Source organism: Streptomyces sp. NPDC005402 (assembly GCF_040606575.1).
Classification (GTDB): domain Bacteria; phylum Actinomycetota; class Actinomycetes; order Streptomycetales; family Streptomycetaceae; genus Streptomyces.
The window spans coordinates 23,489-45,148 of record NZ_JBEXFB010000024.1 but is presented as its reverse complement, the minus strand read 5'-3'; the positions used below and the strand labels follow the sequence as shown (position 1 = coordinate 45,148).

The 21,660-nt window shown below is 70.9% G+C and carries 23 protein-coding genes; 6 read left to right on the top strand and 17 right to left on the bottom strand.

Annotation, left to right across the window (positions count from 1 at the left end; translation table 11 throughout):
* Nucleotides 1–102: 102 nt before the first annotated feature.
* From ABZT02_RS35875 to ABZT02_RS35865, 3 genes are read right to left on the bottom strand one after another with little or no spacing between them, the layout of a single operon-like run.
* Nucleotides 103–1,386 (bottom strand): amidohydrolase family protein, encoded by a 1,284-nt coding sequence (locus tag ABZT02_RS35875; protein WP_356025253.1) that lies wholly within the window; start codon nt 1,384–1,386, stop codon nt 103–105.
* The gene (locus tag ABZT02_RS35870) at nt 1,386–1,715 is read right to left on the bottom strand and encodes a hypothetical protein (protein ID WP_356025251.1); all 330 of its coding nucleotides are present in this window, start codon (nt 1,713–1,715) and stop codon (nt 1,386–1,388) included. The genes ABZT02_RS35875 and ABZT02_RS35870 overlap by 1 nt, the downstream gene beginning before the upstream one ends.
* Before the next feature lie 50 nt (nt 1,716–1,765).
* Complete coding sequence (locus ABZT02_RS35865) at nt 1,766–3,049, bottom strand: aromatic ring-hydroxylating dioxygenase subunit alpha (RefSeq protein WP_356025249.1); 1,284 nt, start codon at nt 3,047–3,049, stop codon at nt 1,766–1,768.
* A gap of 279 nt (nt 3,050–3,328) precedes the next feature.
* On the opposite strand from ABZT02_RS35865, the gene ABZT02_RS35860 reads away from it, so the two are divergent.
* Nucleotides 3,329–3,553 (top strand): hypothetical protein, encoded by a 225-nt coding sequence (locus ABZT02_RS35860; protein ID WP_356025247.1) that lies wholly within the window; start codon nt 3,329–3,331, stop codon nt 3,551–3,553.
* Nucleotides 3,550–4,404: an NAD(P)-dependent oxidoreductase gene (locus ABZT02_RS35855; protein ID WP_356025245.1), complete on the top strand. Its 855-nt coding sequence runs from the start codon at nt 3,550–3,552 to the stop codon at nt 4,402–4,404. Before ABZT02_RS35860 ends, ABZT02_RS35855 begins: the two co-directional genes overlap by 4 nt.
* Here the strand turns inward: ABZT02_RS35855 and ABZT02_RS35850 are convergent.
* From ABZT02_RS35850 to ABZT02_RS35800, 11 genes are all read right to left on the bottom strand, one after another.
* Nucleotides 4,380–4,979, bottom strand: coding sequence for a TetR/AcrR family transcriptional regulator (locus ABZT02_RS35850; protein ID WP_356025243.1), 600 nt, complete (start codon nt 4,977–4,979; stop codon nt 4,380–4,382). The genes ABZT02_RS35855 and ABZT02_RS35850 overlap by 25 nt on opposite strands.
* A 110-nt stretch (nt 4,980–5,089) precedes the next feature.
* A complete protein-coding gene (locus ABZT02_RS35845; protein ID WP_356025241.1) occupies nt 5,090–5,920 on the bottom strand; it encodes an NAD(P)-dependent oxidoreductase in 831 nt (276 codons plus the stop codon).
* Nucleotides 5,917–6,417 carry a DoxX family protein gene (locus ABZT02_RS35840; RefSeq protein WP_356025239.1) on the bottom strand — a complete coding sequence of 167 codons (501 nt, stop codon included), beginning with the start codon at nt 6,415–6,417 and terminating at the stop codon, nt 5,917–5,919. Before ABZT02_RS35840 ends, ABZT02_RS35845 begins: the two co-directional genes overlap by 4 nt.
* Nucleotides 6,410–7,324, bottom strand: a complete 915-nt coding sequence (locus tag ABZT02_RS35835; RefSeq protein ID WP_356025237.1) for an alpha/beta fold hydrolase — start codon at nt 7,322–7,324, stop codon at nt 6,410–6,412. The genes ABZT02_RS35840 and ABZT02_RS35835 overlap by 8 nt, the downstream gene beginning before the upstream one ends.
* 16 nt (nt 7,325–7,340) lie before the next feature.
* Entirely contained in the window at nt 7,341–8,996 is a 1,656-nt protein-coding gene (locus tag ABZT02_RS35830; protein WP_356025235.1) for an OB-fold domain-containing protein, read from the bottom strand.
* The gene (locus ABZT02_RS35825; protein WP_356025233.1) at nt 8,993–10,360 is read right to left on the bottom strand and encodes a cytochrome P450; all 1,368 of its coding nucleotides are present in this window, start codon (nt 10,358–10,360) and stop codon (nt 8,993–8,995) included. The genes ABZT02_RS35830 and ABZT02_RS35825 overlap by 4 nt, the downstream gene beginning before the upstream one ends.
* 34 nt (nt 10,361–10,394) lie before the next feature.
* A complete protein-coding gene (locus tag ABZT02_RS35820) occupies nt 10,395–10,595 on the bottom strand; it encodes a ferredoxin (RefSeq protein WP_234311998.1) in 201 nt (66 codons plus the stop codon).
* Nucleotides 10,596–10,607: 12 nt separating this feature from the next.
* Nucleotides 10,608–11,981, bottom strand: a complete 1,374-nt coding sequence (locus ABZT02_RS35815; RefSeq protein WP_356025230.1) for an ABC transporter substrate-binding protein — start codon at nt 11,979–11,981, stop codon at nt 10,608–10,610.
* 88 nt (nt 11,982–12,069) lie between these two features.
* Nucleotides 12,070–13,275 carry a CoA transferase gene (locus tag ABZT02_RS35810; RefSeq protein ID WP_356025228.1) on the bottom strand — a complete coding sequence of 402 codons (1,206 nt, stop codon included), beginning with the start codon at nt 13,273–13,275 and terminating at the stop codon, nt 12,070–12,072.
* Nucleotides 13,272–14,738, bottom strand: coding sequence for an aldehyde dehydrogenase family protein (locus ABZT02_RS35805; protein ID WP_356025226.1), 1,467 nt, complete (start codon nt 14,736–14,738; stop codon nt 13,272–13,274). The genes ABZT02_RS35810 and ABZT02_RS35805 overlap by 4 nt, the downstream gene beginning before the upstream one ends.
* On the bottom strand, nt 14,735–15,466 hold the full coding sequence (locus tag ABZT02_RS35800) for an SDR family oxidoreductase (protein WP_356025224.1): 732 nt from the start codon (nt 15,464–15,466) through the stop codon (nt 14,735–14,737). The genes ABZT02_RS35805 and ABZT02_RS35800 overlap by 4 nt, the downstream gene beginning before the upstream one ends.
* A gap of 180 nt (nt 15,467–15,646) precedes the next feature.
* On the opposite strand from ABZT02_RS35800, the gene ABZT02_RS35795 reads away from it, so the two are divergent.
* The 4 genes from ABZT02_RS35795 to ABZT02_RS35780 are packed head-to-tail and all read left to right on the top strand — an operon-like array spanning nt 15,647 to nt 18,771.
* Nucleotides 15,647–16,453: a TauD/TfdA family dioxygenase gene (locus ABZT02_RS35795; protein ID WP_356025222.1), complete on the top strand. Its 807-nt coding sequence runs from the start codon at nt 15,647–15,649 to the stop codon at nt 16,451–16,453.
* Complete coding sequence (locus ABZT02_RS35790) at nt 16,450–17,169, top strand: SDR family NAD(P)-dependent oxidoreductase (protein WP_356025220.1); 720 nt, start codon at nt 16,450–16,452, stop codon at nt 17,167–17,169. Before ABZT02_RS35795 ends, ABZT02_RS35790 begins: the two co-directional genes overlap by 4 nt.
* Entirely contained in the window at nt 17,166–17,702 is a 537-nt protein-coding gene (locus tag ABZT02_RS35785) for a carboxymuconolactone decarboxylase family protein (RefSeq protein ID WP_356025218.1), read from the top strand. The genes ABZT02_RS35790 and ABZT02_RS35785 overlap by 4 nt, the downstream gene beginning before the upstream one ends.
* A gap of 7 nt (nt 17,703–17,709) precedes the next feature.
* Nucleotides 17,710–18,771 carry a dihydrodipicolinate reductase gene (locus tag ABZT02_RS35780; RefSeq protein WP_356025216.1) on the top strand — a complete coding sequence of 354 codons (1,062 nt, stop codon included), beginning with the start codon at nt 17,710–17,712 and terminating at the stop codon, nt 18,769–18,771.
* Nucleotides 18,772–18,790: 19 nt separating this feature from the next.
* Here ABZT02_RS35780 and ABZT02_RS35775 read toward each other — a convergent pair whose 3' ends face one another.
* Genes ABZT02_RS35775 through ABZT02_RS35765 form a run of 3 tightly spaced genes read right to left on the bottom strand, consistent with a single transcriptional unit; the run spans nt 18,791 to nt 21,646 of the window.
* A complete protein-coding gene (locus ABZT02_RS35775) occupies nt 18,791–19,582 on the bottom strand; it encodes an enoyl-CoA hydratase (RefSeq protein WP_356025214.1) in 792 nt (263 codons plus the stop codon).
* Nucleotides 19,583–19,637: 55 nt separating this feature from the next.
* Nucleotides 19,638–20,795 (bottom strand): acyl-CoA dehydrogenase family protein, encoded by a 1,158-nt coding sequence (locus ABZT02_RS35770; RefSeq protein WP_356025405.1) that lies wholly within the window; start codon nt 20,793–20,795, stop codon nt 19,638–19,640.
* The gene (locus tag ABZT02_RS35765; RefSeq protein ID WP_356025212.1) at nt 20,795–21,646 is read right to left on the bottom strand and encodes an acyl-CoA dehydrogenase family protein; all 852 of its coding nucleotides are present in this window, start codon (nt 21,644–21,646) and stop codon (nt 20,795–20,797) included. Before ABZT02_RS35765 ends, ABZT02_RS35770 begins: the two co-directional genes overlap by 1 nt.
* Nucleotides 21,647–21,660 lie beyond the last annotated feature (14 nt).

Sequence of the window (21,660 nt, the reverse complement as noted above, 5' to 3'; positions counted from 1 at the left end):
AGTCGTACATCACGGTCCTTTGTGGGCGCGCGAGGTCTCGACGGTGCCGCGCGGTCCCCTCCTCGGCTTCCCGTGCGGAGCCGGCCGGTGGTTTCGGCGGGGTCAGGATCCCGCTGTGTCGTCTCCGTACACCCGGCCACCCTTCATGACGAAGCACACCTTCCCGGTGACGGACAGGTCGGTGAGCGGGTCGCCGGGCACGGCGATGATGTCGGCGAGGAGTCCGGGGGCGATTCGGCCCCGGTCGTCGGCGTCGATCAGTTCGGCGGCGACGGTGGTCGCGGCGCGCAGGGCGTCGACCGGTCGCATGCCCCGGTCGGCGAGGGCGAGGAGTTCCATGACGCCCTTGCCGTGCGGAATGGCGGGGGCGTCGGTGCCGAGGGCGACCTTGACCCCGCGCCGGATCGCGCGGGCGGTGGACTCGCGGGCGCGTGGGAAGACGTCGGCGGCCTTCGCCCGGAGCGCCGGGTCCGCGTGCGCGGTGTCCATGCCCTCGGTGAGCGAGGTGGTGGCCACCAGGAAGGTGCCGCGCTCGATCATCAGGTCGAGGGTGGCGTCACTGGCCAGGAAGCCGTGCTCGATGCAGTCGATGCCGGCCTCCAGGGCGGCCCGGATCGCCGAGTCGCCCATGCAGTGCGCGGCGACCTTCAGCCCCGCGCGGTGTGCCTCGTCGACGATGGCGCACAGTTCCTCGTCGGAGTATTGCTGCGCACCGGCGGGGCCGGTGTGCGACATGACGCCGTTGGAGGCGCACACCTTGATGACCCGTGCCCCGTACTTGATCTGGTGGCGCACCGCCTTGCGCACCTCCGCCACCCCGTTGGCGATGCCCTCCTCCACGGTGAGCGGGAGCACGCCCGGCGCGAATGCCTGGAACATGGTCGGATCCAGGTGCCCGCCGGTCGGGGCGATCGCGTGCCCGGCGGGCACCACCCTCGGGCCCTCGACCCAGCCCAGGTCGATCGCCTTCTTCAGCGCGACGTCCAGCAGCACTCCCCCGGTCTGGACGAACAGGCCGAGGTTGCGCACGGTGGTGTAGCCGCGGCTCAGGGTGCGGCGGGCGTTGGCGGCGGCCCGCAGGGTCCGTACGGCCGGGTCCTCCTGGACCGGGATCAGCGGGCTGCGGTGGTCCGGACCGCCGAGGAAGAGGTTGACCTCCATGTCCATCAGGCCCGGCAGCAGGGTGACGTCCCCGAGGTCGCGGACCACCGTGCCCTCGGGCAGCCGGGTGGGCTGGACCTCGGCGATGTGCTCGCCCACCACCAGTACCTGACCCGGCTCGACGATCTCACCCTTGTCGACGTCCAGCAGGCGTGCCGCCCGCAGCAGCACGGGCGGCTGCGGCGCCTTCTCCCTGCCGGCCGCCCCGCGTTCCCGGGCGGCCATCACACGGCGGGTTCGATGACGGCGTCGATGCTGGAGGGGCCGCTGTCCGGGACCCTCGGCTGGCCCCACGCCTCCACCGGGAAGGCGACGGTCACCAGTGCGCAGAACGCCCACAGCAGGTGCTTGTCCTCGTCGCTGATCCCGTCGAGGCGGAGGTTCTCCACATACTCGGTGTTCTGCTGGAGGAGTGGATACGCCACGTCGTAGAAGGCCTGAAGCTCCTCCATGGTGCTGGTGACGCGTTTGGCGTAGCGGGCCCGCTCGCCGCGGACCGCCCAGTCCGCGAACGGCTCCAGCGCGGCGAAGTCGGGGGGAAAGACGTTGCCCATGTCTAAGGTCTCCGTGTCTGTTCGGCGGGCGTCTTCGGGCGGAGGGCGTCTCAGGAGGTGGGCGCCGCGGCGTTGCGCTGCTGGTACTCGCGCACGTAGCTCTGCGTGGTGTTGTGCAGATGGCGGAGCAGGACCTCCTGGTCGCAGAGCGGGAACTGGTCCACCGTCCGCGACTCCAGCATCGTCTGGGTCGCTTCCAGGGTGTTGCCGTCCTGGAGGCCGTACTCCTTGAAGGTCACGGCGGCGAGTTCCTGCTGGAGCCGCTGGAAGCCGTTCTCCGGCGGAACGAAGTAGCAGGTCCCCTCGAAGATGTGGGTGTTGTACGACGTCGGCCAGTAGTGGTACGTCAGCACCCAGTTGGGCCGCCAGATCAGCAGCATGAAGTTCGGGAAGAATACGAACGAGTCCATGCCCCAGACCTCGTTGCGCGTCGGGTTGATCGCCGGCGGCAGCTCCTCGGTCGTCATGCCGATGTCGGGGGCGTCCCACGGCCCGAACAGGCCGCTGCGCAGCACTCGTTCGATGGGCTTGACCATGGCCTTCTCCTTGGGGGGCGCGATACCGCCCCACGAGGAGACCATGCTGTGCGGGCCGTCTATGTCGTACGACAGCGCCTCGTAGCCGTACTTCTTGATCTTGGCGGCCTCGCCGGTCTCGTACTGGCCGGCATGGAGGATCGGCGCGTGGTAGAACTCGGCGAACGCGTCGATGAACAGCTTCCAGTTGCTGCCGATCTCGGCGCGGTACTTGTGCACCTGGGTCAGTTTGTGGAACGGGTAGCCGTCGATGCCCTGGGCGAACTTGCCGAGGTAGGTCTTGAGGGGCGTGGTGTTCTCCGGGTCGAGGTTGACGAAGATGAACCCCTCCCACACCTCCGTCCGAACCTGCATCAGCCCGTACTTCGACGTGTCGATGCCGAAGAACTCCGACTCCTGCTGGACGAAGGTGAGCTTGCCCTCCAGGTCGTAGCGCCAGGCGTGGTACTTGCAGGTGAAGGCCCGGCAGGTGCCCTTGGTCTCCTCGCGCGGGTAGTCGTCCCACACGAGCTTGTTGCCGCGGTGGCGGCAGACGTTGTGGAAGGCGCGCACCTCGCCGTCCGTGCCGCGGACCACGACGACGGACGCCCGGGCGGCGTCCAGCTCCTTGGTGAAGTAGCTTCCCTTGCGCGGGAGTTGCTCTACGCGCCCGACGTTCAGCCAGGTCCGGCGGAAGATGGCGTCCCGTTCCAGCTCGTAGAACTCCGGCGAGATCGAGTCCGCGTAGGAGACGGGACCGGTGTCGATCTTGAAGTGCTCGGTCCAACTGCCCTCGGAGGGCTTGGGGAAGTGCGCCATGGGTCGGAACCTCCACTCAGGGTGACCCGGCAACGATAACAACAGTCTCTAAATTAGAGAATAGCATTTCCGAATCTGCCTAATGACTACTGTCGCATATGTTGATGCCATTCCGGCGGGTCGATACGGTGATGTCATCCCGGACGGCCGCAACGACGACGGTCCTGGACGGCCGCGTCCACGCCCAGCCTCCCTCGCGTTCCTGGCGAGGGCCCGAAGACGGCTCAGCTCATCACGGTCAGGCCCGGCCCAGCGCCGGGGCGGAGAAGGAGAGCGCGGATGTACGACGGCGAATGGCGGCGAGCCGCGGCCGCGGCTCGCGCGGAGATCCCGGGCGACGACGGCACACGTCTGCCTCCGGGCGATCCCGTACCCACCGAGTTCCACGACCACCCGGTGTCCGGGACGTGGGGCGCGTGGGCGGGCGCCGATGTCACCGACTCCGAGGTCGACGAGCTGCTGTTCCAGATCGCCGCCTACGGTGGCGCACGGGAGGGGGAGTGACGGGCCGCCCGGCCGTGGTCGGCTGCGTCGGACTGGGCGCCATGGGCGGCGTGCTGGCGTCGAACCTGGTCCGGGCCGGGTTCGAGGTGGTGGCGTATGACGCCGCCGGTCCTGCTCGGACCCCGCTGGGGGCCCGTTGGGCGCCGGGCCCGGCGGACGTGGCGCGGGCAGCGGCGACCGTGGTGCTCAGCCTGCCGGACGGAGAGGTCTGCCAGGAGGTGGTGCGGGACCTCGGTGCCGCCCGGGACCGGAAGGTCACTCACGTCGTGGACACGTCCACAGTGGGGGTGGCGGCGGCCCGCGTGCTGTCCGCGATGGGGCTGGCGTACGTGGATGCGCCCGTGTCGGGAGGGGTGGCCGGGGCGCGCCGGCGCACCCTGATGGTCATGTACGCCGGGACGGACGAGAACTGCGCCCGGGTGGAGCCGGTCCTGGCCGGTCTCAGCGACCGGCGGCGCAGAGTCGGTGAACGGCCCGGGCAGGCGCAGGCGCTGAAACTGGCCAACAACTTCCTCTCTGCGACCGCGCTCGTGGCGACCAGCGAGGCCGTAGCCTTCGGACGGGCCGCCGGGCTGGACCCGGCCGTCATGCTGGAGGTGCTCAACGCCTCCAGCGGACGCAGCGGAGCCAGTGCGGACAAGTTCCCCAGCGAGGTGCTCACCGGCCGCTACGCCTCGGGGTTCAGCAACGCGCTGATGGTCAAGGACGTGCGGCTGTACCTGGAAGAGGTACGGCGGCTGAGCGGCGCCCGGACCATGGGGACGGTGACGGGATCGGTGTGGGAGGCGTTCGCCGCCGCGGAACCCGACGCCGACTTCACCCGCATCTACCCCTTCGTCGCAGGGGACTGACCCTCCGTGGCAGTCGTGCCGGTGCCGAGGAGCACCGCCATGGCCTCCCGGACGATCTGCGGATAGCGCTCCGCCTCCGGGTCCACGAGCCAGAGCTGGTGGACGCCTTCGATCAGCGCCAGCACGGCAGCCGCGGCGGTCGGCGCGCTCAGCCCGCTGGGCACGCGCTCCCCGTACCGTTCGATCAGGCTCGCGACCAGGTGGTCCTGCACGGAGCGGCACCGCTTCCGGACGAAGCCGGCCGCGGGTTCCTGGCCTGTGACCGCCTCGGCCAGCACCACGCTGTACACGGTGGCGAGCGACGGACGGCTCTGTTCGAAGGCTACGGTCTCGGCGAAGTCACCGGCCCAGTCCTCGCCGACCCGCCGTCCCGCCAGGTTTTCCCGGGCGAGCTCCTCGCGGAAACTGAGGATCTCCAGCAGCAACCGCTTCTTGCTGGGGAAGTAGTGCAGGACGCCCTGCCGAGTAAGGCCGGCCCGATCGGCCACCGCGTCGATCGAGGTGCCCTTGAAGCCGTGGGCGGCCATGACCTCCAGCGCGGCCTCCAGAATCTGCTCACGCCGGTCAGACACCATGTCCTGCCCCTTCCTGCGGTGGAGAGGTGCTCGCACACAGTACGCACGGTGCTCGCACACAGTACGCACGGGCGCGGCCCGGGGGCGAGAGTGCGTTCGCCTCCTCCCCCTCACCGTCCCATCGCGGCGAGAGCGGCCAGGGCCGCCCCCCGGAGTACCGCCCCCTCGCGCACGTCGGCTCTGTCCGCGATCTCGGCGAAGAGGCGCACGTCCTTGGCGAGCAGGCTCCCCGCGTGGGAAGCGATGCGGTCCAGGCCGCCGCCGGCATCGGCGACCCGCTCCAGCGCGAAGCTGGCCGCGCTGCCGCGTGGCAGCACCCGGCTCAGCGCCGCTCGACCGAGACCGAGGGTGGCCCCCAGCCCAAGTACATCCGCGGCGAGCCCCAGATGGGCCGTGAACAGCAGGTTGTTGAGGATCTTCGCCAACTGGCCGGAGCCGGTCGGGCCGAGGTGGACGACGGGGTCGCCGTAGGTGGCGAACACCGGGCGGCAGTAGGCGAAGACCTGCGGGTCCCCGCCCGCCATGACGACCAGGGAGCCCTGGTCGGCCGCCCGGCCGCCCCCGCTGACCGGCGCGTCCACGAGAAAGACGCCGCACGTGCGGGCCGACGTCTCCAGGCGGCGGCAGGTGTCGGGGTGCACCGTCGAATGGACGGCGATCACTCCGCCCCGGCGCAGCCCGGCGAGAACCCCGTCCGGTCCGGTGACCACCTGCTCGACATCGGCGTCATCGACGACGCACAGGCACACCAGGTCGCTGGTCATGGCCAGTTCGGCGGGCGAGGAGACCATCTTGGCACCACTGTCCACGAACGGAATCAGCGTGGCGGGTCTGCGGGCCCACATGGTCGTCTCGTGTCCGGCGGCGATGATGCGGCGTGCCATGGGCGCGCCCTGACTGCCCAGTCCGATGAATCCCACGCGCAGCGAAGGCCTGCTCATGCAGTCCTCCGGGGGCGCCAGAACGCAGCGAGCAGTCCGGCGGTCGCCACCACGCCCAGTCCCAGTACGACACCGGCGCCCGCCCACCCCGTGACCGCGGTGCCGGCCGCCGTGTCCACCGCGTACTCCCCCGGACCCCAGGCGCCGAGCGCGAGGGAGAGCACGCCCAGGACGAGGACGTACTCCCAGCCTTCCTTGAAGACGAAGAACCCGTGCGGCCGGTGGGCGAGCAGCCCGGCGACCAGCATGACCGACAGCACCGCCGCGCAGGCCAGCGGCGTGAGCAGTCCGAGCACCAGGAGGGCGCCCGCGCCGATCTCGGTGACCACACTGAGCCACGCCTGCAGGCGCGGCCGGGTCAGCCCCAGGCCGGCGAACCAGCGCGCGGTGCCGGTGATGCCGCCCCCGCCCCGCCAGTGGTTCCAGCCGTGCGCCACCATGACCGCGCCCAGTACGAGCCGGACCACCAGCAGCGCGGCGTCGAAGGCCTCACCCATCGCGCCGTCCCCGTTCCGCGGGTAGCGCGGGCACGCCGAGCGCGCACTCCTCGACGAAGGCCAGGACGTGCAGGTGGTATGCGAGGGCGGTCCGCCCGACGCTGGTGTTGTGGCCCGCCCCCGCCTGTTCGTGGAGCACCACGCGAGGTGAGCCGGTGAACAGCGAGGCGAGGTCCGACAGGCCCTCCTGCCCGTTGATCCACACCTGCTCGTGTTCGGCGAGGGTGATGTGGACCGGCACCGCGACACGCGCCGCCAGCCGGGTCAGGTCCTCTTGCCAGCCCTCCCGGTGTCCCTCGTAGGTGGGCGAGGCCGCGCCGATGCGCTGTCCGCCGTGTACGTCGGGCGGATAGGCCTGCGGCGGGTACCACAGCGCCTGGCGCAGGCTGGGCCGGGTGCGGGTCGGGTCGCTCCGCCACTCTTCCATCGCCCGCACGGCCCGGGGGTGGTGCACCCGGCCCATTCCGGCCAGCTCCACGCCGAGCAGTTCCCCGACCCGCGGGTCGCTTGCCATGCGCAGCGCGAGTTCGGAGCCCGCCGAGTGCGCCCACAGGAACACGCCCACGCCGCGTTCACGGTCCTTCAGCAGCGCCTCAACGGCCTCGTACGCGAAGTCGGTGCGCCGGCCGGATGTGCGCAGGTGGTCCTCGTGCCCGGCGGAACTGCCGTAACCGGGGCGGTCCGGGGCGAGGACGGTGAAGCCGGCCGCGGCGGCGGTGCGCAGGAGGGAGAGCCTCGGGTGCCCGGGGTGGTCGAAGTAGGCCGAGGTGGTGGCGCCGCCGTGCAGGGCCACGATCACGGCCTGCGGTCGCGGCACCTCGGCCACCAGTGCGGAGGCGGGGACGCCGTGCACGTCGACGACCTGCCGGCGTACGGCGGTGGTGAGTTCGGGTTCGAGTGAGGTCATGCCGCAGTCCTGGAAGTCATGCGTCCGTCCTGAGCAGGAGTACGCCGCTGGGGGTGAGCCCGCCGCTGGAGACCACCGCGGTGCGCGCGCCCGCGACCTGCCGCTGCCCCGCCTGGCCGCGCAGCTGGAGCACGGCCTCGTGGAGCAGGCCCATGCCGTGGGTGCGGCCGTGGGAGAGCTGACCGCCGTGGGGGTTCAAGGGAAGCGGGCCGTCCGGGGCGATGTTCTTGCCTCCGTCCAGGAAGTCGCGGGCCTCGCCGATGCCGCAGAAGCCGAGCGCCTCGATCCAGGACAGGCAGTTGAAGGTGAAGCCGTCGTAGAGCAGTGCCAAATCCACGTCGGCGGGACGCAGGTCCGTGCGCGTCCACAGGTGGGCTGCCTGGCCGAGCACCTGGGGTTCGTGCGTGAGGGTGGACTGATCCCATTCGGGGCGTTCGACGATCTGCGTGCCGACGGCCTCGACGCGCACCGGTGGCCCGGGGAGGTCGGAGGCGGTCTCGGCGGCGGAGACGACGACGGCGACGGAGGCGTCGCAGGGGACGTCGCAGTCGTAGAGGCCGAAGGGGGTGGTGACGGTGCGCGCGGTGAGGTAGTCGTCCATGGTGAGCGGGTCGCGGTAGATCGCGTCCGGGTGGCGGGACGCGTTGGCGCGCTGGTTGAGGGCGATCCAGCCGAGGGTCTCCCGAGTGGTGCCGTAGCGGTGCATGTGCCGCTGGGCGTTCATCGCGAGCATGACCGCGGGCGAGACGGCACCGAAGGGCTTGAACCAGCCTTCCGCGTCCGCCCGTCGGGGCACGGAGATCCTGCCCTGCCGGGCGAGTGCGCCGTACGTCGCCTCCCACACCGTGCGGAAGCACAGCACGTGCCGGGCCAGGCCGCCCGCGACCGCGAGCATCGCGGCGATCACCGAACCGCCCGGGCCGGGGGTCTCCCCCGCGCCGTTGTGCCACACCGGGCGGATCCCGAGCGCGGACTCCAGCGCGGTCACACCGCCTTCGGCGAAGCCGCCATAGGCGCCGCCGCCGGGGTAGGTGCACAGACCGTCGATGTCGTCGAGGGTGAGACCCGCGTCGGCGACGGCCTTCTCGCAGGCCTCGACGGTGAGGTCGAGGGGCGGGACCATCAGACGGCGGCCGATGCGTGAGGCGCCGGTGCCGCTGATGACCGCGCGGTCCTCGAACCGGACTCCGGTCAGCGCCGGGCGCAGATGCGTGGTGACCGGGGGGTCCTCAGGCAGGGGTTCGGGCGGGGGCTGCTCGGCGCACGGCCGGAACAGGGGGAGCCATGCCTCGCCGGCCTGCTCGAACACCACCTCCATGCGCATGCCGATCCGCAGGTCCTCCGGCGCGCAGCCGACGACGTTGGTGGTCAGCCTGACGCGCGGGTCCTCCTCGATCGCCACCTGGGCGACGACGAACGGGGAGGGCAGGCCGGGGAACGGGAAACGGTGGTTGACGGTGAAGCCGATCAGGGTGGCGAAGCCCGAGGCTTCCCCGACCTCGGTCTCGTGTCCCCGGCAGTGGCGGCAGACGGGCTGCGGCGGGTGGATCAGTGCCCGGCACGCGGTGCAGGTCTGGAAGCGGAGCCGTCCGTCCCGGCCGGACGTCCAGAAGAACTCGGTCTCCTGGCGGATTTCCGGCTGTGGACGGACGTTGTCCCCGGTCTCGCTCAACGGATTTTCGCCTCCGCCCTGCGGACCGTGACCGGCTCGGCCAGTCCCTGCTCGTCGCAGGCCTGTTGAAGGTTCTCCAGGGTTTCCACCAGTCCGGGTCCGAGGCGGTTGCCCGGCGTGAAGGTCGCCGGGAGGTGGCGCATCCCCTGGATGACGCCGATGGTCTCGTAGTGGACCGTGCCCTCGGGGTCGCACACGAAGTCGGGCATCCGGTCGAGGACCTGGAGCAGCATCCGCTTGAAGACGGTCCGCGCGACGTTGGAGCCGATGCAGCGGTGGATGCCCAGACCGAAGGCGGTGTGGCGGTTGCCGCTGCGGGTGAGGTCCACCTGGTCGGGGTCGGTGAAGACCTTCGGGTCCCGGTTGGCCATCGCCCAGGACAGCCACAACCGGTCGCCCTCCTTGAACTCGGCGCCCGCGATCTCGCAGTCCTCGGCGACGGTACGGCCGTCGCCGGGCGCGGGGGTGAAGTAGCGCAGGAACTCTTCGGTGGCGGTGTCCAGCAGGGTGTCCCGCTCCCCGCTCAGCCGAGCCCGTTCACCGGGGTGCTGGGAAAGCCATTCCAGGGCATGCGCGGTCAGGGCGGTGGTGGTGTCGAAGCCGCCGCCGATGAGCAGGGCCAGCGCGCCGACCAGGTCCTCCTCACGCGGGGCCGCGCCGTCGATCTCCAGGTGGACGAGAGCGTCGACGAGGCCCGGGCGGGGGTGAGCGCGGACCTCCTGCAGCGTGGCTGCGATGTCCCTGATCATCGCCATGTGAGCCGCCACCACCCGTGCCATCTCCGGCGAGTCGGGCGGGGTGTAGACGCCGGCGTGGGCGGGTTCGTTGTACAGCTCCCACTTCTTCAGCGGGATGCCCATCATGGCGAGCGTGAGGACGGCCGGGACGATGTTGGCGAGGTCGTCGACGAAGTCGATCCGGCCGGTCTCGATGCGTTCGTCGATACAGGCCCGGGCCACGTCGTCGATGAACGGGATCCATCGCTGGACGGCCGCCGGCGAGAGGTAGGGGTTGAGGGCGGTGCGGTAGGCGCGCTGCTCGGGCGGGTCCATCTCCAGGAAACCCCCGCGCAAGCCCCTGCCGCGGGGCGGAGCCGGGATGCTGATCCCGCGGTAGCCGCGGCGCTCGCCGTGCACGTCGTGGTCGTTGGACAGCTTCTCACCGGCCCGGGCGAAGGCGAGCAGCTCACGGTTGCCGGCGGCCACCCAGTGGCCGTCGTAGGTGTCGGTCCAGGCGAGCGGGCAGCCCGAGTGGAACGCCCGGGTCTGCTCCTCGAACTGGTCGCGGTACTCCGGTGCGTGCCGGTCGAAGTGGACGCGGGGCTGTTTGCGGGCCTCGTCGCCGGTGGTGTCCGGTGCGGTCATGGGCTGTGCTTCCTCTCGGTCCGCCGGGTACGGCTCAGAACACGCCGATCGCGCGTTCGGGGCAGGAGCGGACGGCCTCGACCACGGCGTCCTCCTGGTCTCCGGGGACGTCCTCGGCGACCGGCGAGGAGTGTCCGTCGATCTCACTGAGTTCGAAGACCTTGGGGGCGCGCATGGCGCACAGGGTGTGCCCCTGGCAGCGCTCGGGGTCGACGCGTACCTTCACGTCGCTCACCTCCGGTTCATGTCAGGTCAGGTCGGCCAGGGACTTGCCGACGTCGGCGAGGGTGGCCGGTTTGCCGTAGTCGCCCTTGTACTTGTAGGTGGGGGCGTCACAGCGGTAGGCGCCGTGGTCGGGTTGGAAGTCGGCCGCCTGCCAGCCCTTGGCGGTCGCCTCGACGATGACGTAGCACTTGGGCGGCTCCTTCGAGGTGAGGTCGAAGGGGGCCTGCAGGCCACCGGCGGTGAAGGCGGTGTTCTTCATCGCGTTCTCGTACAGGCACTTGCGGGTGAGCTCGGCGCAGTCGCGGGCGGCGGTGGCGAACAGCAGCCAGGCGGAGAAGGCGCGCAGGGCCGGGTAGGTGACCTGCTTGCCGGGGGCGTACTTCTCGAACAGGTCGATCACCTGCTGGACGGCCGGGTTGTCCCCGGCGCTCTCCAGCGGGGCGGTGCCGAGGAGTTCGGCGTAGTTGTGCTGCTTGCCCAGGGCGGCGCCGGCCAGTTGCGGGAAGGCGGGGCCGTAGGCGTTGCTGTTGGCGTCGATCCAGTCGAGGGTGTACCCGATGCCGGTGAGGGCCTGCTCCAGTTTGGCCAGGCTCGCGAAGTCGCCCAGGAAGACGAGCCCCTTGACGCCGTCCTTCTTGATCGACTGGGCGTAGGGCGTCCAGTCGGAGACTCCGGCCGCCGGGTACAGGTCGCTGTAGGAGACCGTGCCGCCGAGACCGGCGACGGCTTCCTTGAACTGGGCGGCCATGACCTTGGTGACCGGAGAGTCGCCCGCGATCACACCGACCTTCCCAGCCGAGTCCGGGTACGTGTCCTTCAGCAGCCAGGAGTAGTAGCCGGCGTACTGGAAGTACCCGGCGGTGGGCCCGGAGGCGAGGACCTGGAGGTCGGAGCCGATGGCGCCGATCTGGCTGGACTGGGCGGGGAAGTTGGGCAGCAGGCACTTCAGCCGGTCCTTGACACCGAGGCTGTCCAGTGCCGAGCCGCCGCCCACGAGCGCGAAGTCTGCCTTGCAGGCCTCCAGCACCCGCTGGCGGACCTCCATCAGCTTCGCGTCGCGGGTGACGGGGACGAGGTCGCGGCCGTTGATGCCACCCGCGTCGTTGCACCAGGACGTGAACACCTTCGCGGCGTCCACGAACTCGGACCGTTTGGTGAAGCCGATGTCGGACATGACGCCGACCTGGATCTCGTCGTCAGTGACGCCCTGGACGGAGGAGGTCTTGGCGGTGCCGGGGCCGCAAAGGTCCTTCAGCGTGCCGAAGTCGGAGCTCCTCTCGGCGGCGGGGCTCGACCGCGGTGCGGAGTCGGTGTCGGGGCCGTCACCCGACCGGGTGGAGCAGCCGGCCAGCAGCAGCGCGACCACGGTGGCCGCGCCGATCAGCATCCTGCGCATGGTGCCTCCTCGGGGAGCTCGGACGCCGTCGTCCGAGGGAGGTGAGGGAGTGCGGGGGTGGCGTGGGCCGGGCGCCCCGGCCCGACGGTCAGGTGATCGCGCCGCTCGCCTTGAGGGCGAGGATGCGGTCCCAGTCGTAGCCGAGCTCGGCGAGGATCTCCTCGGTCTGGGCGGCGAACTCCGGGGCGGCTTGGAGGCGGGTGTCCTCGACGTCGAACTGGACGGGACTGGTGACCAGTTCGAGCTCGCCGGCCTGCCCGATGTAGCCGTTGGCGCGGACCTGCTGGTCGGCGGCGGCCTGGAGGGTGTCCTGGACGGGTGCCCAGGGTCCGTCGAGCGCGGCGAGGTCCTTGGACCACTCGGTCAGGGTGCGGCTCGCGATCACCTCGCGGAGGATCTTCACCGCCTCCTTCGTGTGCTCGGCGATGGCCTCGGCGGTGGCGAAGCGGGGGTCGTCGGCGAGTTCCGGCCGGCCGATGCAGCGGCACACGTCGGGCCAGAACTTGGCCGGCTGGAGCATGACGAAGGCGATGAACCGGTGGTCGGCGGTGCGGTAGAGCCCGGAGAGCGGGTTGGTGGGTGAGCCGTGGGCACTGGGCGTCACCCCCTCCCAGGGGCGGTCCAGGTGGACGGAGACGGCGATGGTGTGGCCGAGCGCCCACAGGCCGCTGCCAAGGAGGGAGACGTCCACGACGGGGGCCTCGCCGGTACGCTCCCGGCGCAGCAGGGCGGCGGCGACGCCACCGGCGAGGTTGGTGCCGGAAACGGTGTCGCCGTAGGCGGGTCCGGGCGGGCTGATCAGGCCGTCGCTGCCGGGCGGGGTGATGCTGGCGGCGGTGCCCGCGCGCGCCCAGAAGGCAGTCATGTCGTAGCCGCCCTTGTCCGCCTCGGGGCCGCGCGGGCCGAGGGCGGTGCCGCGGGCGTAGACGATGCGCGGGTTGACGGCGCGGATGTCGTCGACGTCGATGCCGAGGCGGGCGCGGGCGCCGGGCATGAGGCTGGTGAGGAAGACGTCGGAGTCCTTGACCAGTTCGTAGAGCACCTCGCGGCCCTCGGGTCGGGACATGTCCAGGCCCAGGGAGCGCTTGCCGCGGTTGGCGTGGGCGACGTTGGGGTTGGGGTCGCCCTCCACCCGGAACGAGCCGGTCTGGCGCAGCCCGCGCTGCGGGTCGCCGGTGACGGCGTGCTCGATCTTGACGACGTCGGCGCCCCAGTCGGCGAGCACGGCCCCGGCCGAGGGCACGAAGCCGTACATGGCGACTTCGAGGACGCGGATGCCTTCGAGCGGCTTCATGCCACCTCCTCGGGGGGCACGACGCGGCCGAAGGCCTTCTCCTCCAGAAACTCCTCGAACCCGGCGCGTCCGCTCTCCCGGCCGATGCCGGACTGTTTGAATCCGCCGAACGGCACGTCGGCGGAGAAGTAGTTGCCGCCGTTGATCGAGAAGGTGCCGGTGCGGATGCGGCGGGCGAGGCGGATGGCGCGCTCGTCGTCGGCGCTGTGCACGGCGCCGGACAGGCCGTACTTCGAGTGGTTGGCGATGCGGACGGCGTCGTCCTCGTCGTCGTAGGGGATGACCGCGAGGACGGGTCCGAAGACCTCGTCCTGAGCGATCTCGCTGTCGGGGTCGACGCCGGCGAGGAGGGTGGGTTCGTAGAACCAGCCGGGGTCTACGCGCTTGCCGCCGCGGACCAGTCTCGCCCCGGCCTCGACGGCGCGCCGCACCATGGCATCGACCTTGTCGCGTTGTTCCTCGCTGATGAGCGGGCCCATGGCGGTCTCCGGAGCCCTCGGGTCGCCGACGATTACGCGCTCCATGCCGGCCGCGACGAGCTGCACGATCCGGTCGTGGTCGGCCCGCGGGACGAGGAGGCGGGAGGTGAGAGCGCAGCCCTGGCCGGAGTGGGAGCAGATGGTGAAGGCGGCGAACATGGCGGCCTTGGTGTAGTCCGCGTCGTCCAGGACGATCATGGCGGACTTGCCGCCGAGTTCGAGGAAGACCCGTTTCACGGTGTCGGCCGCGGCGGCCATGATGGCCCGCCCGGTGGTGGTGGCGCCGGTGAAGGTGACGAGATCCACGTCGGGGTGGGTGGTGAGCACTTCACCGGTCTCGGCGCGCGAGGAGCTGAGGATGTTGACGACACCGGGCGGGATGTCGGTGTGCTCCGCGATGAGTTCGCCGAGCGCGAGGGTGGTCAGGGGGGTCTGCGGGGCGCCTTTGAGGACGACCGTGCAGCCCGCCGCGAGCGCGGGGGCCAGCTTGGCCAGAGCGAGCTGGTTGGGGAAGTTGTAGGGCAGGATGGCGGCGACGACCCCCGCCGCCTCCTTCTCCACCCAGCGGTGGTGGCGCCGGCCGCGGCTTTCCTTCTCCCCGAGGTCCTCGGTGAACTCGTAGGTCTCCAGGAGGTCGGCGTAGTACGTCACAAGGCCGATGGGTTCGTCGAGTTGGGGGCCGTGGGTGAGCTGGCGGGGTGCTCCGACCTCGGCGATGGTGAGCTCGCGCAGCTCCTCGCGGTGGTCGTCGAGTGCGGTGTGCAGCTGGCGCAGGCAGCGCAGTCGCAGTTCGGTGTCCGTGGCCCAGTCGGTGGTGTCGAAGGCGCGGCGGGCGGCGGCGATCGCGGCCCCGGCGTCGGCCTTCGTGGCGTCCGGAGCGTGGCCGAGCAGGTCGCCGTTGGCGGGGTTGTACGAGGGGAAGGTGCTGTCCGCGGCGACGAGCTTGCCGTCGATCAGCTGGGACTTGACGACGAGACCGCTCACAGCCGCACCACCGATCCGCCGTCGACGGCGATGACCTGTCCGGTGACCCAGGCGGCCTCGTCGGAGAGCAGGAACTTCAGGGCGCCCGCCTGGTCGGTGGGCGTGCCCATGCGTTTGAGGGCGAAGGACTGCACCATGGCCGTGCGGTACTCCTCGGGGATGATGCTGCGGGCCGCCTCGGTGTCCGTCGGGCCCGGCGCGATCGCGTTGACGCGGATGCCGCGCGGGCCGAGTTCGGCTGCGAGGGAGGCGGTGAGGTGGTTGATGCCGGCCTTGGCGAGCCCGTAGAAGCCGGTGGCCTGCCAGGCCGCGGTGGAGGACTGGTTGACGACGGCCGCGCCCTCCTTGAGGTGTGGCAGGGCGGCGCGGGTGACGTGCAGCGCGCCGAGCAGGTTGACCTTCAGGAACCGGTCGAGGTAGTCGTAGTCGACGGTGACGATGCCCTCGCGGCGCATGCCGTGGAAGATCGCCGCGTTGTTGACCAGGTGGTCGATCCGCCCGAACTCGCGCATCACGGTGTCGCCGAGTGCTTCGGCGGAAGCGGGGTCGGCCACGTCGGTCCGCACGAACAGGGCGTCGCCGATCTCCTTGGCGACCCGCTGCCCCTGCTCCTCGTTCAGCTCCGCGACCACCACGCGCGCACCCTCGGCCGCCAGCGCCCGGGCGTACCCCTCGCCGATGCCCTGGCCGGCCCCGGTGACGATGATCACCTTGTCCTTGAACCGCATCCCAGCCTCCTCGTTCGGTAGCTCGGAAACTACATTCTCCCTTTGTGCGAAGCAAGGATTCAGACACGAGAATCTAATGCTCACACCGGTCGGCAAACCGCCCAACACCCCCGCACGCACAGGGGTTTCCGCCCCTACCTATGCGAGAATAGGATTCTCGTATTCGGAAGGGATGTTCCCATGATCGAATCGAAAGCCTTGAGCCCGACGCTCGGGGTCGAGTTCACCGGGGTCACCGACCCGCTCGACGACTCCTTCGTCCACCGCTGCGCGGAGGCCCTCAAGTGGCGGGGCGTCCTGCTGGTGCGCGGGCTGCACCTCGACGACGAGCGGCAGCTGGCGTTCAGCCGCCGTCTGGGCGAGGTGGTGGCACTGAACGGCCAGGAGATCTTCCCGATCTCCATCAATCCGGAGAAGAGCAGGACCGCCAAGTACCTCAAGGGCGCGTTCTTCTGGCACCTCGACGGCACCACCGACGACGTGCCGGTCATGGCGACCACGCTCACCGCCCGCGAGGTCGCCATGACCGGCGGCGGCACCGACTTCGCCAGTACCTACGCGGCGTACGAGGCCCTGCCGGAGAAGGACCGGGAGCGCTACGCGTCGCTGCGGGTGGTGCACAGCTTCGAGGCCGCCCAGCGGCTGGTGGACCCCGACCCCGGCGAGCAGGAGCTGACCGCCTGGCGCACCCAGCCCACGCACGAGGTGTCCCTGGTGTGGCGGCGCCGCGACGGCCGCCGCTCCCTGGTCACCGGCGCCACCGCCGACCACGTCGTCGGCATGGACCCCGGCGACAGCCGCGCCCTGCTGGAGGAACTGCTCGACTGGACCACGCAGGAGCGCTTCCGCCACACCCACGACTGGGCCGTCGGTGACCTGGTGGTCTGGGACAACACCGGCATCCTGCACCGGGCCCTGCCCTATGACGAGAACTCCGAGCGGCTGCTGCACCGCACGACCGTCGTCGGCGACGAGGCGTTCGCATGAGCGCCGCGCAGGCACCGACGGCCGTCGTGACCGGCGGGGCCTCCGGCATCGGCCGGGCGATCGCACAGCGGCTCATCGAGGACGGCCTGAACGTGTCCGTCCTCGACCTCTCCCCTGCCGAGGAGGGCTTCGGCCTGATCGTGGACGTCGCCGACCGCGCCCAGGTCGACAAGGCGATGGACGCGGTACGCGAGCGCTTCGGCCCCGTGGGCGTCCTCGTCAACGCGGCCGGCAAAGACGGCTTCACCCGTTTCGCGGACCTGCCCTTCGCCGACTGGCAGCGCGTGGTCGACATCAACCTCAACGGCGTCTTCCACTGCGTGCAGTCGGCCCTGCCGGACATGGTGCACGCCGGCTGGGGCCGGATCGTCAACATCTCCTCCTCCAGCACCCACTCCGGCCAGCCGTTCATGGCGCACTACGTGGCGGCCAAGTCCGCCGTGAACGGACTCACCAAGTCCCTGGCCCTCGAACTCGGGCCGAAGGGCATCACGGTGAACGCGATCCCGCCCGGCTTCATCGATACCCCCATGCTGCGCACCGCCGAGCGGGAGCAGCGGCTCGGCGGCACCATCGAGGACCACATCGCGCGCACGCCGGTCCGCCGGGTCGGCCGCCCCGAGGACATCGCCGCGACCTGCTCCTTCCTGGTCAGCGAGGAGGCCGGTTACATCACCGGGCAGATCATCGGTGTGAACGGGGGCCGCAACACATGACGAGACTGCGCCCCGTCCCGTATGAGGAGTGGGACGGCGAGGTGCTGCGTCCACTGACGGGCGGGCGCACCGTCCCGCCGTCCAACGCCCTCGGCCTGCTGCTGAACCACCCGCAGCTGGCCAAGGCGTTCCTGACCTTCAGCACCCACCTGCTGTACCGCAGCACACTGCCCGCCAGGACGCGCGAGCTGACGATCCTCAGGGTCGCCTGGCGTCACCGGTGCCGCTACGAGTGGGCCCACCACGTGCTGATCGCACGCGAGGCCGGCGTCACCGAGGAGGAGCTGGATGAGGTCCGCCAGGGCGCCGGCACTTTGCTGAACCGGGCGGTGGACGAACTCGAGACGACCTCCTACCTGTCCGACGACGTGTACGAGGAGCTGGCGAAGCACATGGACGAACGGCAGCTGATGGACTTCGTGTTCACGGTCGGCGCGTACCGGATGCAGGCCCTGGCCTACAACACCTTCGAGGTGGAACCCGATCCGGGGATGGACGACGGGGGCATGAGCGACCGCGGACCGGCCGCGTAGCGGGGGGATGGACATGCCGCATTCCGTACACCCCGGCCGGCCGCTTCGCGTCGTCCAGTGGGCCACGGGGACCATAGGCACGCGATCGCTGCGCGCCGTTGTCGACCATCCGCACATGGTGCTGGCGGGAGTTCACGTCCACTCCCCCGGCAAGGCCGGCCGTGACGCCGGCGAGCTGTGCGGGAGTGGCCCCACGGGCGTCACTACCACCGACCGTCTCGACGACGTCCTCGCCCTAGGGGCCGACTGCGTGCTGTACATGCCGCGCACGGCCGACCTGGACGAGCTGTGCGCTCTGCTCGCGTCCGGCGCGAACGTCGTGGCCACGACCGGCGGGTTCCACCACTCGGCCGGCCTGGACCCCGCCGTCCGGTGCAGGGTCGAGGCGGCCTGCGAGCAGGGTGGCACCTCGCTCCACGACACCGGCAGCAGCCCCGGCTTCATCACCGAGGCCGTACCGCTCGTGCTGGCCTCGGTGCAGCGGCGGCTGGAGAACCTGACCGTCCACGAGTACGCCGATCTGTCCCGGCGGGACTCGCCGGAACTGCTGTTCGACATCATGGGTTTCGGCCGGGCTCCTGCCACTGTGTTCGACGAACGCCGCCTGGTACACGTCGAGGGCAGTTTCGGACCCTCGCTGCGCCTGGTGGCCGACGCCCTGGGACTGCCCCTGGACGCGGTGGAGGCTCATGGGAGGTTCGCCACGGCGGCCCGCACGACCCGCGTCGCCGCCGGTGTCCTGCGCGCCGGGACCGTGGCGGCGCAGCGGATGACGGTGTCCGGCCGGCGCGACGGCCGCACGCTCCTGGAGTTCAACGCGACCTGGTACTGCACCGACGACCTCGCCCCGGCCTGGGACCTGCGTCCCACCGGGTGGCATCTGACGGTCGACGGCGACACGCCCCTCGACGTGGCCATGAGGTTCCCGGTGCCGCTGGAGCGGCTGGCCGCGGTCTCCCCCGGCTACACCGCCCACCGGGCCGTCAACGCCGTTCCCGCCGTCTGCGCGGCGGCCCCGGGACTACGGACCACGGCGGATCTTCCCCCGTTCACCGCGGTGCTCGGCTGAGCCGGGGCCGCCCCGGGGCTCAGCCCTGCTTCAGATGCTGCTTCATCTCGTCGAGGCGGGTCAGGATCGGGAAGCCGTCCACGCTGAGCGCGTTGCCGTGCCCGGTCTGGTGGATGTCGAAGACGGCCTGGAGAGCGGTGTGGAAGCCCTGGACGTCGAGGGTCTGGTTGACGGCACGCTTGGCCTGGCGCAGGCCGAACGGGGGCATCGCGGCGATCCGGTCGGCCAACTCGTAGGTGCCGCTGTCCAGTTCGTCGAGCGGCACCACCTTGTTCACCATGCCGACCTGCTCGGCCTCGCGGGCGGTCAGCGGCCGGCCGGTGAACAGGATCTCCTTGGCCTTGCGCGGGCCCAGCTCCCAGGTGTGGCCGTGGTACTCGACGCCGCCGATGCCCATGTGCACGACCGGGTCGGAGAATTCGGCGTTCTCGGCGGCCACGATCAGGTCGCACGGCCAGCAGAGCATCAGCCCGGCGGCGATGCACTTGCCCTGGACGGCCGCGATGGTCGGCTTGGGGATGTTGCGCCACTTCAGCGAGTACTCCAGATAGTGGCGGGTCTCGGTGTCGTAGATCCACTCCAGGGTGATCTCGCCGGGGCCGGGCCAGCGGTCCTTCAGGTCGTGCCCGGCCGAGAAGTGCCGGCCGTTCGCCCTGAGCACGACGACCCGTACATGCGCGTCCCGCGCGGCCCGGGTGTAGGCCGCGTCGAGGTCGTCGAGGAGCGCCATGGTCTGGGCGTTGGCTGCCTCGGGGCGGTTGAGGGTGATCGTGGCGATGCCGTTCTCGGCCTCGTACAGGATCTGGTCCATGGCGGGTGTCCTCTGTCCCTCTTCTGTCGCGGCGGGGTTCTGTCGCGGCGGGCTTCTATCGCGGCAGGCCGAGGATGCGCTCGGCGATGATGTTGCGCTGGATCTCGCTGGTGCCGCCGGCGATGGTGCCGGCGAAGCTGCGCGCGTACCGCTCGAACCAACTGGAGATGAAGTGCTCGTGGTGCATGTGGTGGTACGGGCCCGTGCGTCTGGGATGCTCGAGTCCCTCGGCGCCGTGGGCCTCCAGCGCGTGCAGGGAGGCGGACTGGACGGCCTCGGAGCCGAGCAGCTTGAGCACCGAGATCTCCGCCGGGTCGCGGTCCGGGCCGAGCTGGCGGTACCCGAGGAGCCGCAGCGCCGTCAGGTCCATGCGGAGGGTGGCGTACCACTCCTGGCCGGCGCCCGCGTCGGCCGCGTCGCGCAGGAGGTCCTCCAGGCGTTCGGCGTACGACAGCCACAATAGGGTGCGCTCGTGGCCGAGGGAGCCGTTCGCCACCCGCCAGCCCTCACCCACGTTCCCGATGAGGTTCCCGCGGGGCACCCGGACGTCGGTGAGGAACACCTCGTTGAAGTCGAGGTCGTCCTCGGCGGCGATCGATCCGAACGGGCGGCGGACGACGCCCTCGGCGCCGGTCGGGATCAGCAGGGCGCTGATGCCCTGGTGCTTGGGCGCGTCCGGGTCGGTGCGGACGAAGGTGAGCAGGACGTCGGCGTCGTGGGCGCCGGAGGTCCAGATCTTCTGGCCGTTGACCACGAACGCGTCCCGGTCCGCCACGGCACGGGTGCGCAGGGCGGCGAGGTCGGATCCGGCCTCGGGTTCGCTCATGCCGAGCGCGGCGGTGATCTCGGCGCGCAGGATCGGCACGGCCCAGCGGCGCTTCTGCTCCTCGGTGCCGAAGGTGAGCAGTGAGGCGGCGATGATGCCGAGACCCTGGGGGTTGAAGCTGTGGTAGATCCGGCGGCGGGCCAGCTCCTCCAGGTGGGCGAGTTGCTGGGGCAGGCCGGCGTTGCGGCCGCCGTACTCGGGCGGCTGGCCTGGGAGCAGCCAGCCCGCGTCGAATAGGGTGCGCTGCCAGCGGCGGGCCCATGCGGGGACGTGGGCGCTGGAGCCGGCGCGTTCGCGGGCCTCGGCCTCCTTGGGCAGGTGGGCGTCGAGGAAGGCGGCGAACTGAGCGCGGAACTCCTCCACCTCGGGGTCGTCGGCCAGCTTCATCACGCGAGCAGCGCCTTCCTGTGAACGGACGCGGTACCGAGGAGCAAGTCGCAGGCCTGGGCACGTTTGAGGTGGTACTGCAGTTCGTTCTCCCAGGTGAAGCCCATGGCGCCGGACAGTTGCAGCCCGTGCCGGAAAACCAGGCGCTGGCACTCGCCGGCCGCGGCCTTGGCCATGTGCGCGGCGTCGGCGCGTCGCGGGTCGTCCTCGGCGATGGTCAGGGCGCTGAAGTGGGTGAGGGCGCGGGCGCGTTCGATCGCCACGTGCATGTCGGCCGCCTTGTGCTTGACGGCCTGGAAGGAGCCGAGCGGCCGGCCGAACTGCACCCGCTGCTTCACATGGTCCAGGACGAGATCGAGGACGCGCCGACAGGCACCCACGCAGGTGGCGGCGAGTCCCACCAGGGCGAGATCGGGCACAGCGGCTGCGAGGTCCTCGGCACCGACGTGTGCGGCGTGCAGCTGCGGATCGAGCACGGGGACCCGTTCGGCGGCCAGCTCCGCTCCCCGGACGACGATGACGCCCCGGCGTGTGAGAAGCGCGACCTCATCGGCCCGGTCGGCGTCCAGGACGTAGCGCCCGACGCCGTCGAACACGGCTGTGCCGCTGCCCTCGGGGAGCCGGCCGGTCAGCGGTGCGAACCAGGTGGCGGTGGCCAGAAACGGAGTGGGGTCGGCGGCGTATCCCAGTTCTTCGAGGATCAGGGCGAGCTCGAGCGGGGGCGCCTCCAGCCAGCCCAGTCGTAGGTACGTGTCCCACTGCCGGCCGGCGGGCCTGCTCCGCACCTTGGCGACTGTCTCGCGCACCGTGCGCCGCAGCAGCTGCTGCTCCTCGTCGAGTTCGAACTCCACGCCCGGCCCCCTCC

Excerpts from the sequence above, each read along its gene's own strand:
- ABZT02_RS35770 (WP_356025405.1), bottom strand. The coding sequence starts at position 20,795 with ATGAAGCTGGCCGACGACCCCGAGGTGGAGGAGTTCCGCGCTCAGTTC.
- ABZT02_RS35795 (WP_356025222.1), top strand. The coding sequence starts at position 15,647 with ATGATCGAATCGAAAGCCTTGAGCCCGACGCTCGGGGTCGAGTTCACC.
- ABZT02_RS35840 (WP_356025239.1), bottom strand. The coding sequence starts at position 6,417 with ATGGGTGAGGCCTTCGACGCCGCGCTGCTGGTGGTCCGGCTCGTACTG.
- ABZT02_RS35785 (WP_356025218.1), top strand. The coding sequence starts at position 17,166 with ATGACGAGACTGCGCCCCGTCCCGTATGAGGAGTGGGACGGCGAGGTG.
- ABZT02_RS35865 (WP_356025249.1), bottom strand. The coding sequence starts at position 3,049 with ATGGCGCACTTCCCCAAGCCCTCCGAGGGCAGTTGGACCGAGCACTTC.
- ABZT02_RS35800 (WP_356025224.1), bottom strand. The coding sequence starts at position 15,466 with ATGCGGTTCAAGGACAAGGTGATCATCGTCACCGGGGCCGGCCAGGGC.
- ABZT02_RS35815 (WP_356025230.1), bottom strand. The coding sequence starts at position 11,981 with ATGCGCAGGATGCTGATCGGCGCGGCCACCGTGGTCGCGCTGCTGCTG.
- ABZT02_RS35790 (WP_356025220.1), top strand. The coding sequence starts at position 16,450 with ATGAGCGCCGCGCAGGCACCGACGGCCGTCGTGACCGGCGGGGCCTCC.
- ABZT02_RS35775 (WP_356025214.1), bottom strand. The coding sequence starts at position 19,582 with ATGGACCAGATCCTGTACGAGGCCGAGAACGGCATCGCCACGATCACC.
- ABZT02_RS35850 (WP_356025243.1), bottom strand. The coding sequence starts at position 4,979 with ATGGTGTCTGACCGGCGTGAGCAGATTCTGGAGGCCGCGCTGGAGGTC.
- ABZT02_RS35875 (WP_356025253.1), bottom strand. The coding sequence starts at position 1,386 with ATGGCCGCCCGGGAACGCGGGGCGGCCGGCAGGGAGAAGGCGCCGCAG.
- ABZT02_RS35845 (WP_356025241.1), bottom strand. The coding sequence starts at position 5,920 with ATGAGCAGGCCTTCGCTGCGCGTGGGATTCATCGGACTGGGCAGTCAG.
- ABZT02_RS35825 (WP_356025233.1), bottom strand. The coding sequence starts at position 10,360 with ATGACCGCACCGGACACCACCGGCGACGAGGCCCGCAAACAGCCCCGC.
- ABZT02_RS35870 (WP_356025251.1), bottom strand. The coding sequence starts at position 1,715 with ATGGGCAACGTCTTTCCCCCCGACTTCGCCGCGCTGGAGCCGTTCGCG.
- ABZT02_RS35860 (WP_356025247.1), top strand. The coding sequence starts at position 3,329 with ATGTACGACGGCGAATGGCGGCGAGCCGCGGCCGCGGCTCGCGCGGAG.
- ABZT02_RS35835 (WP_356025237.1), bottom strand. The coding sequence starts at position 7,324 with ATGACCTCACTCGAACCCGAACTCACCACCGCCGTACGCCGGCAGGTC.
- ABZT02_RS35810 (WP_356025228.1), bottom strand. The coding sequence starts at position 13,275 with ATGAAGCCGCTCGAAGGCATCCGCGTCCTCGAAGTCGCCATGTACGGC.
- ABZT02_RS35780 (WP_356025216.1), top strand. The coding sequence starts at position 17,710 with ATGGACATGCCGCATTCCGTACACCCCGGCCGGCCGCTTCGCGTCGTC.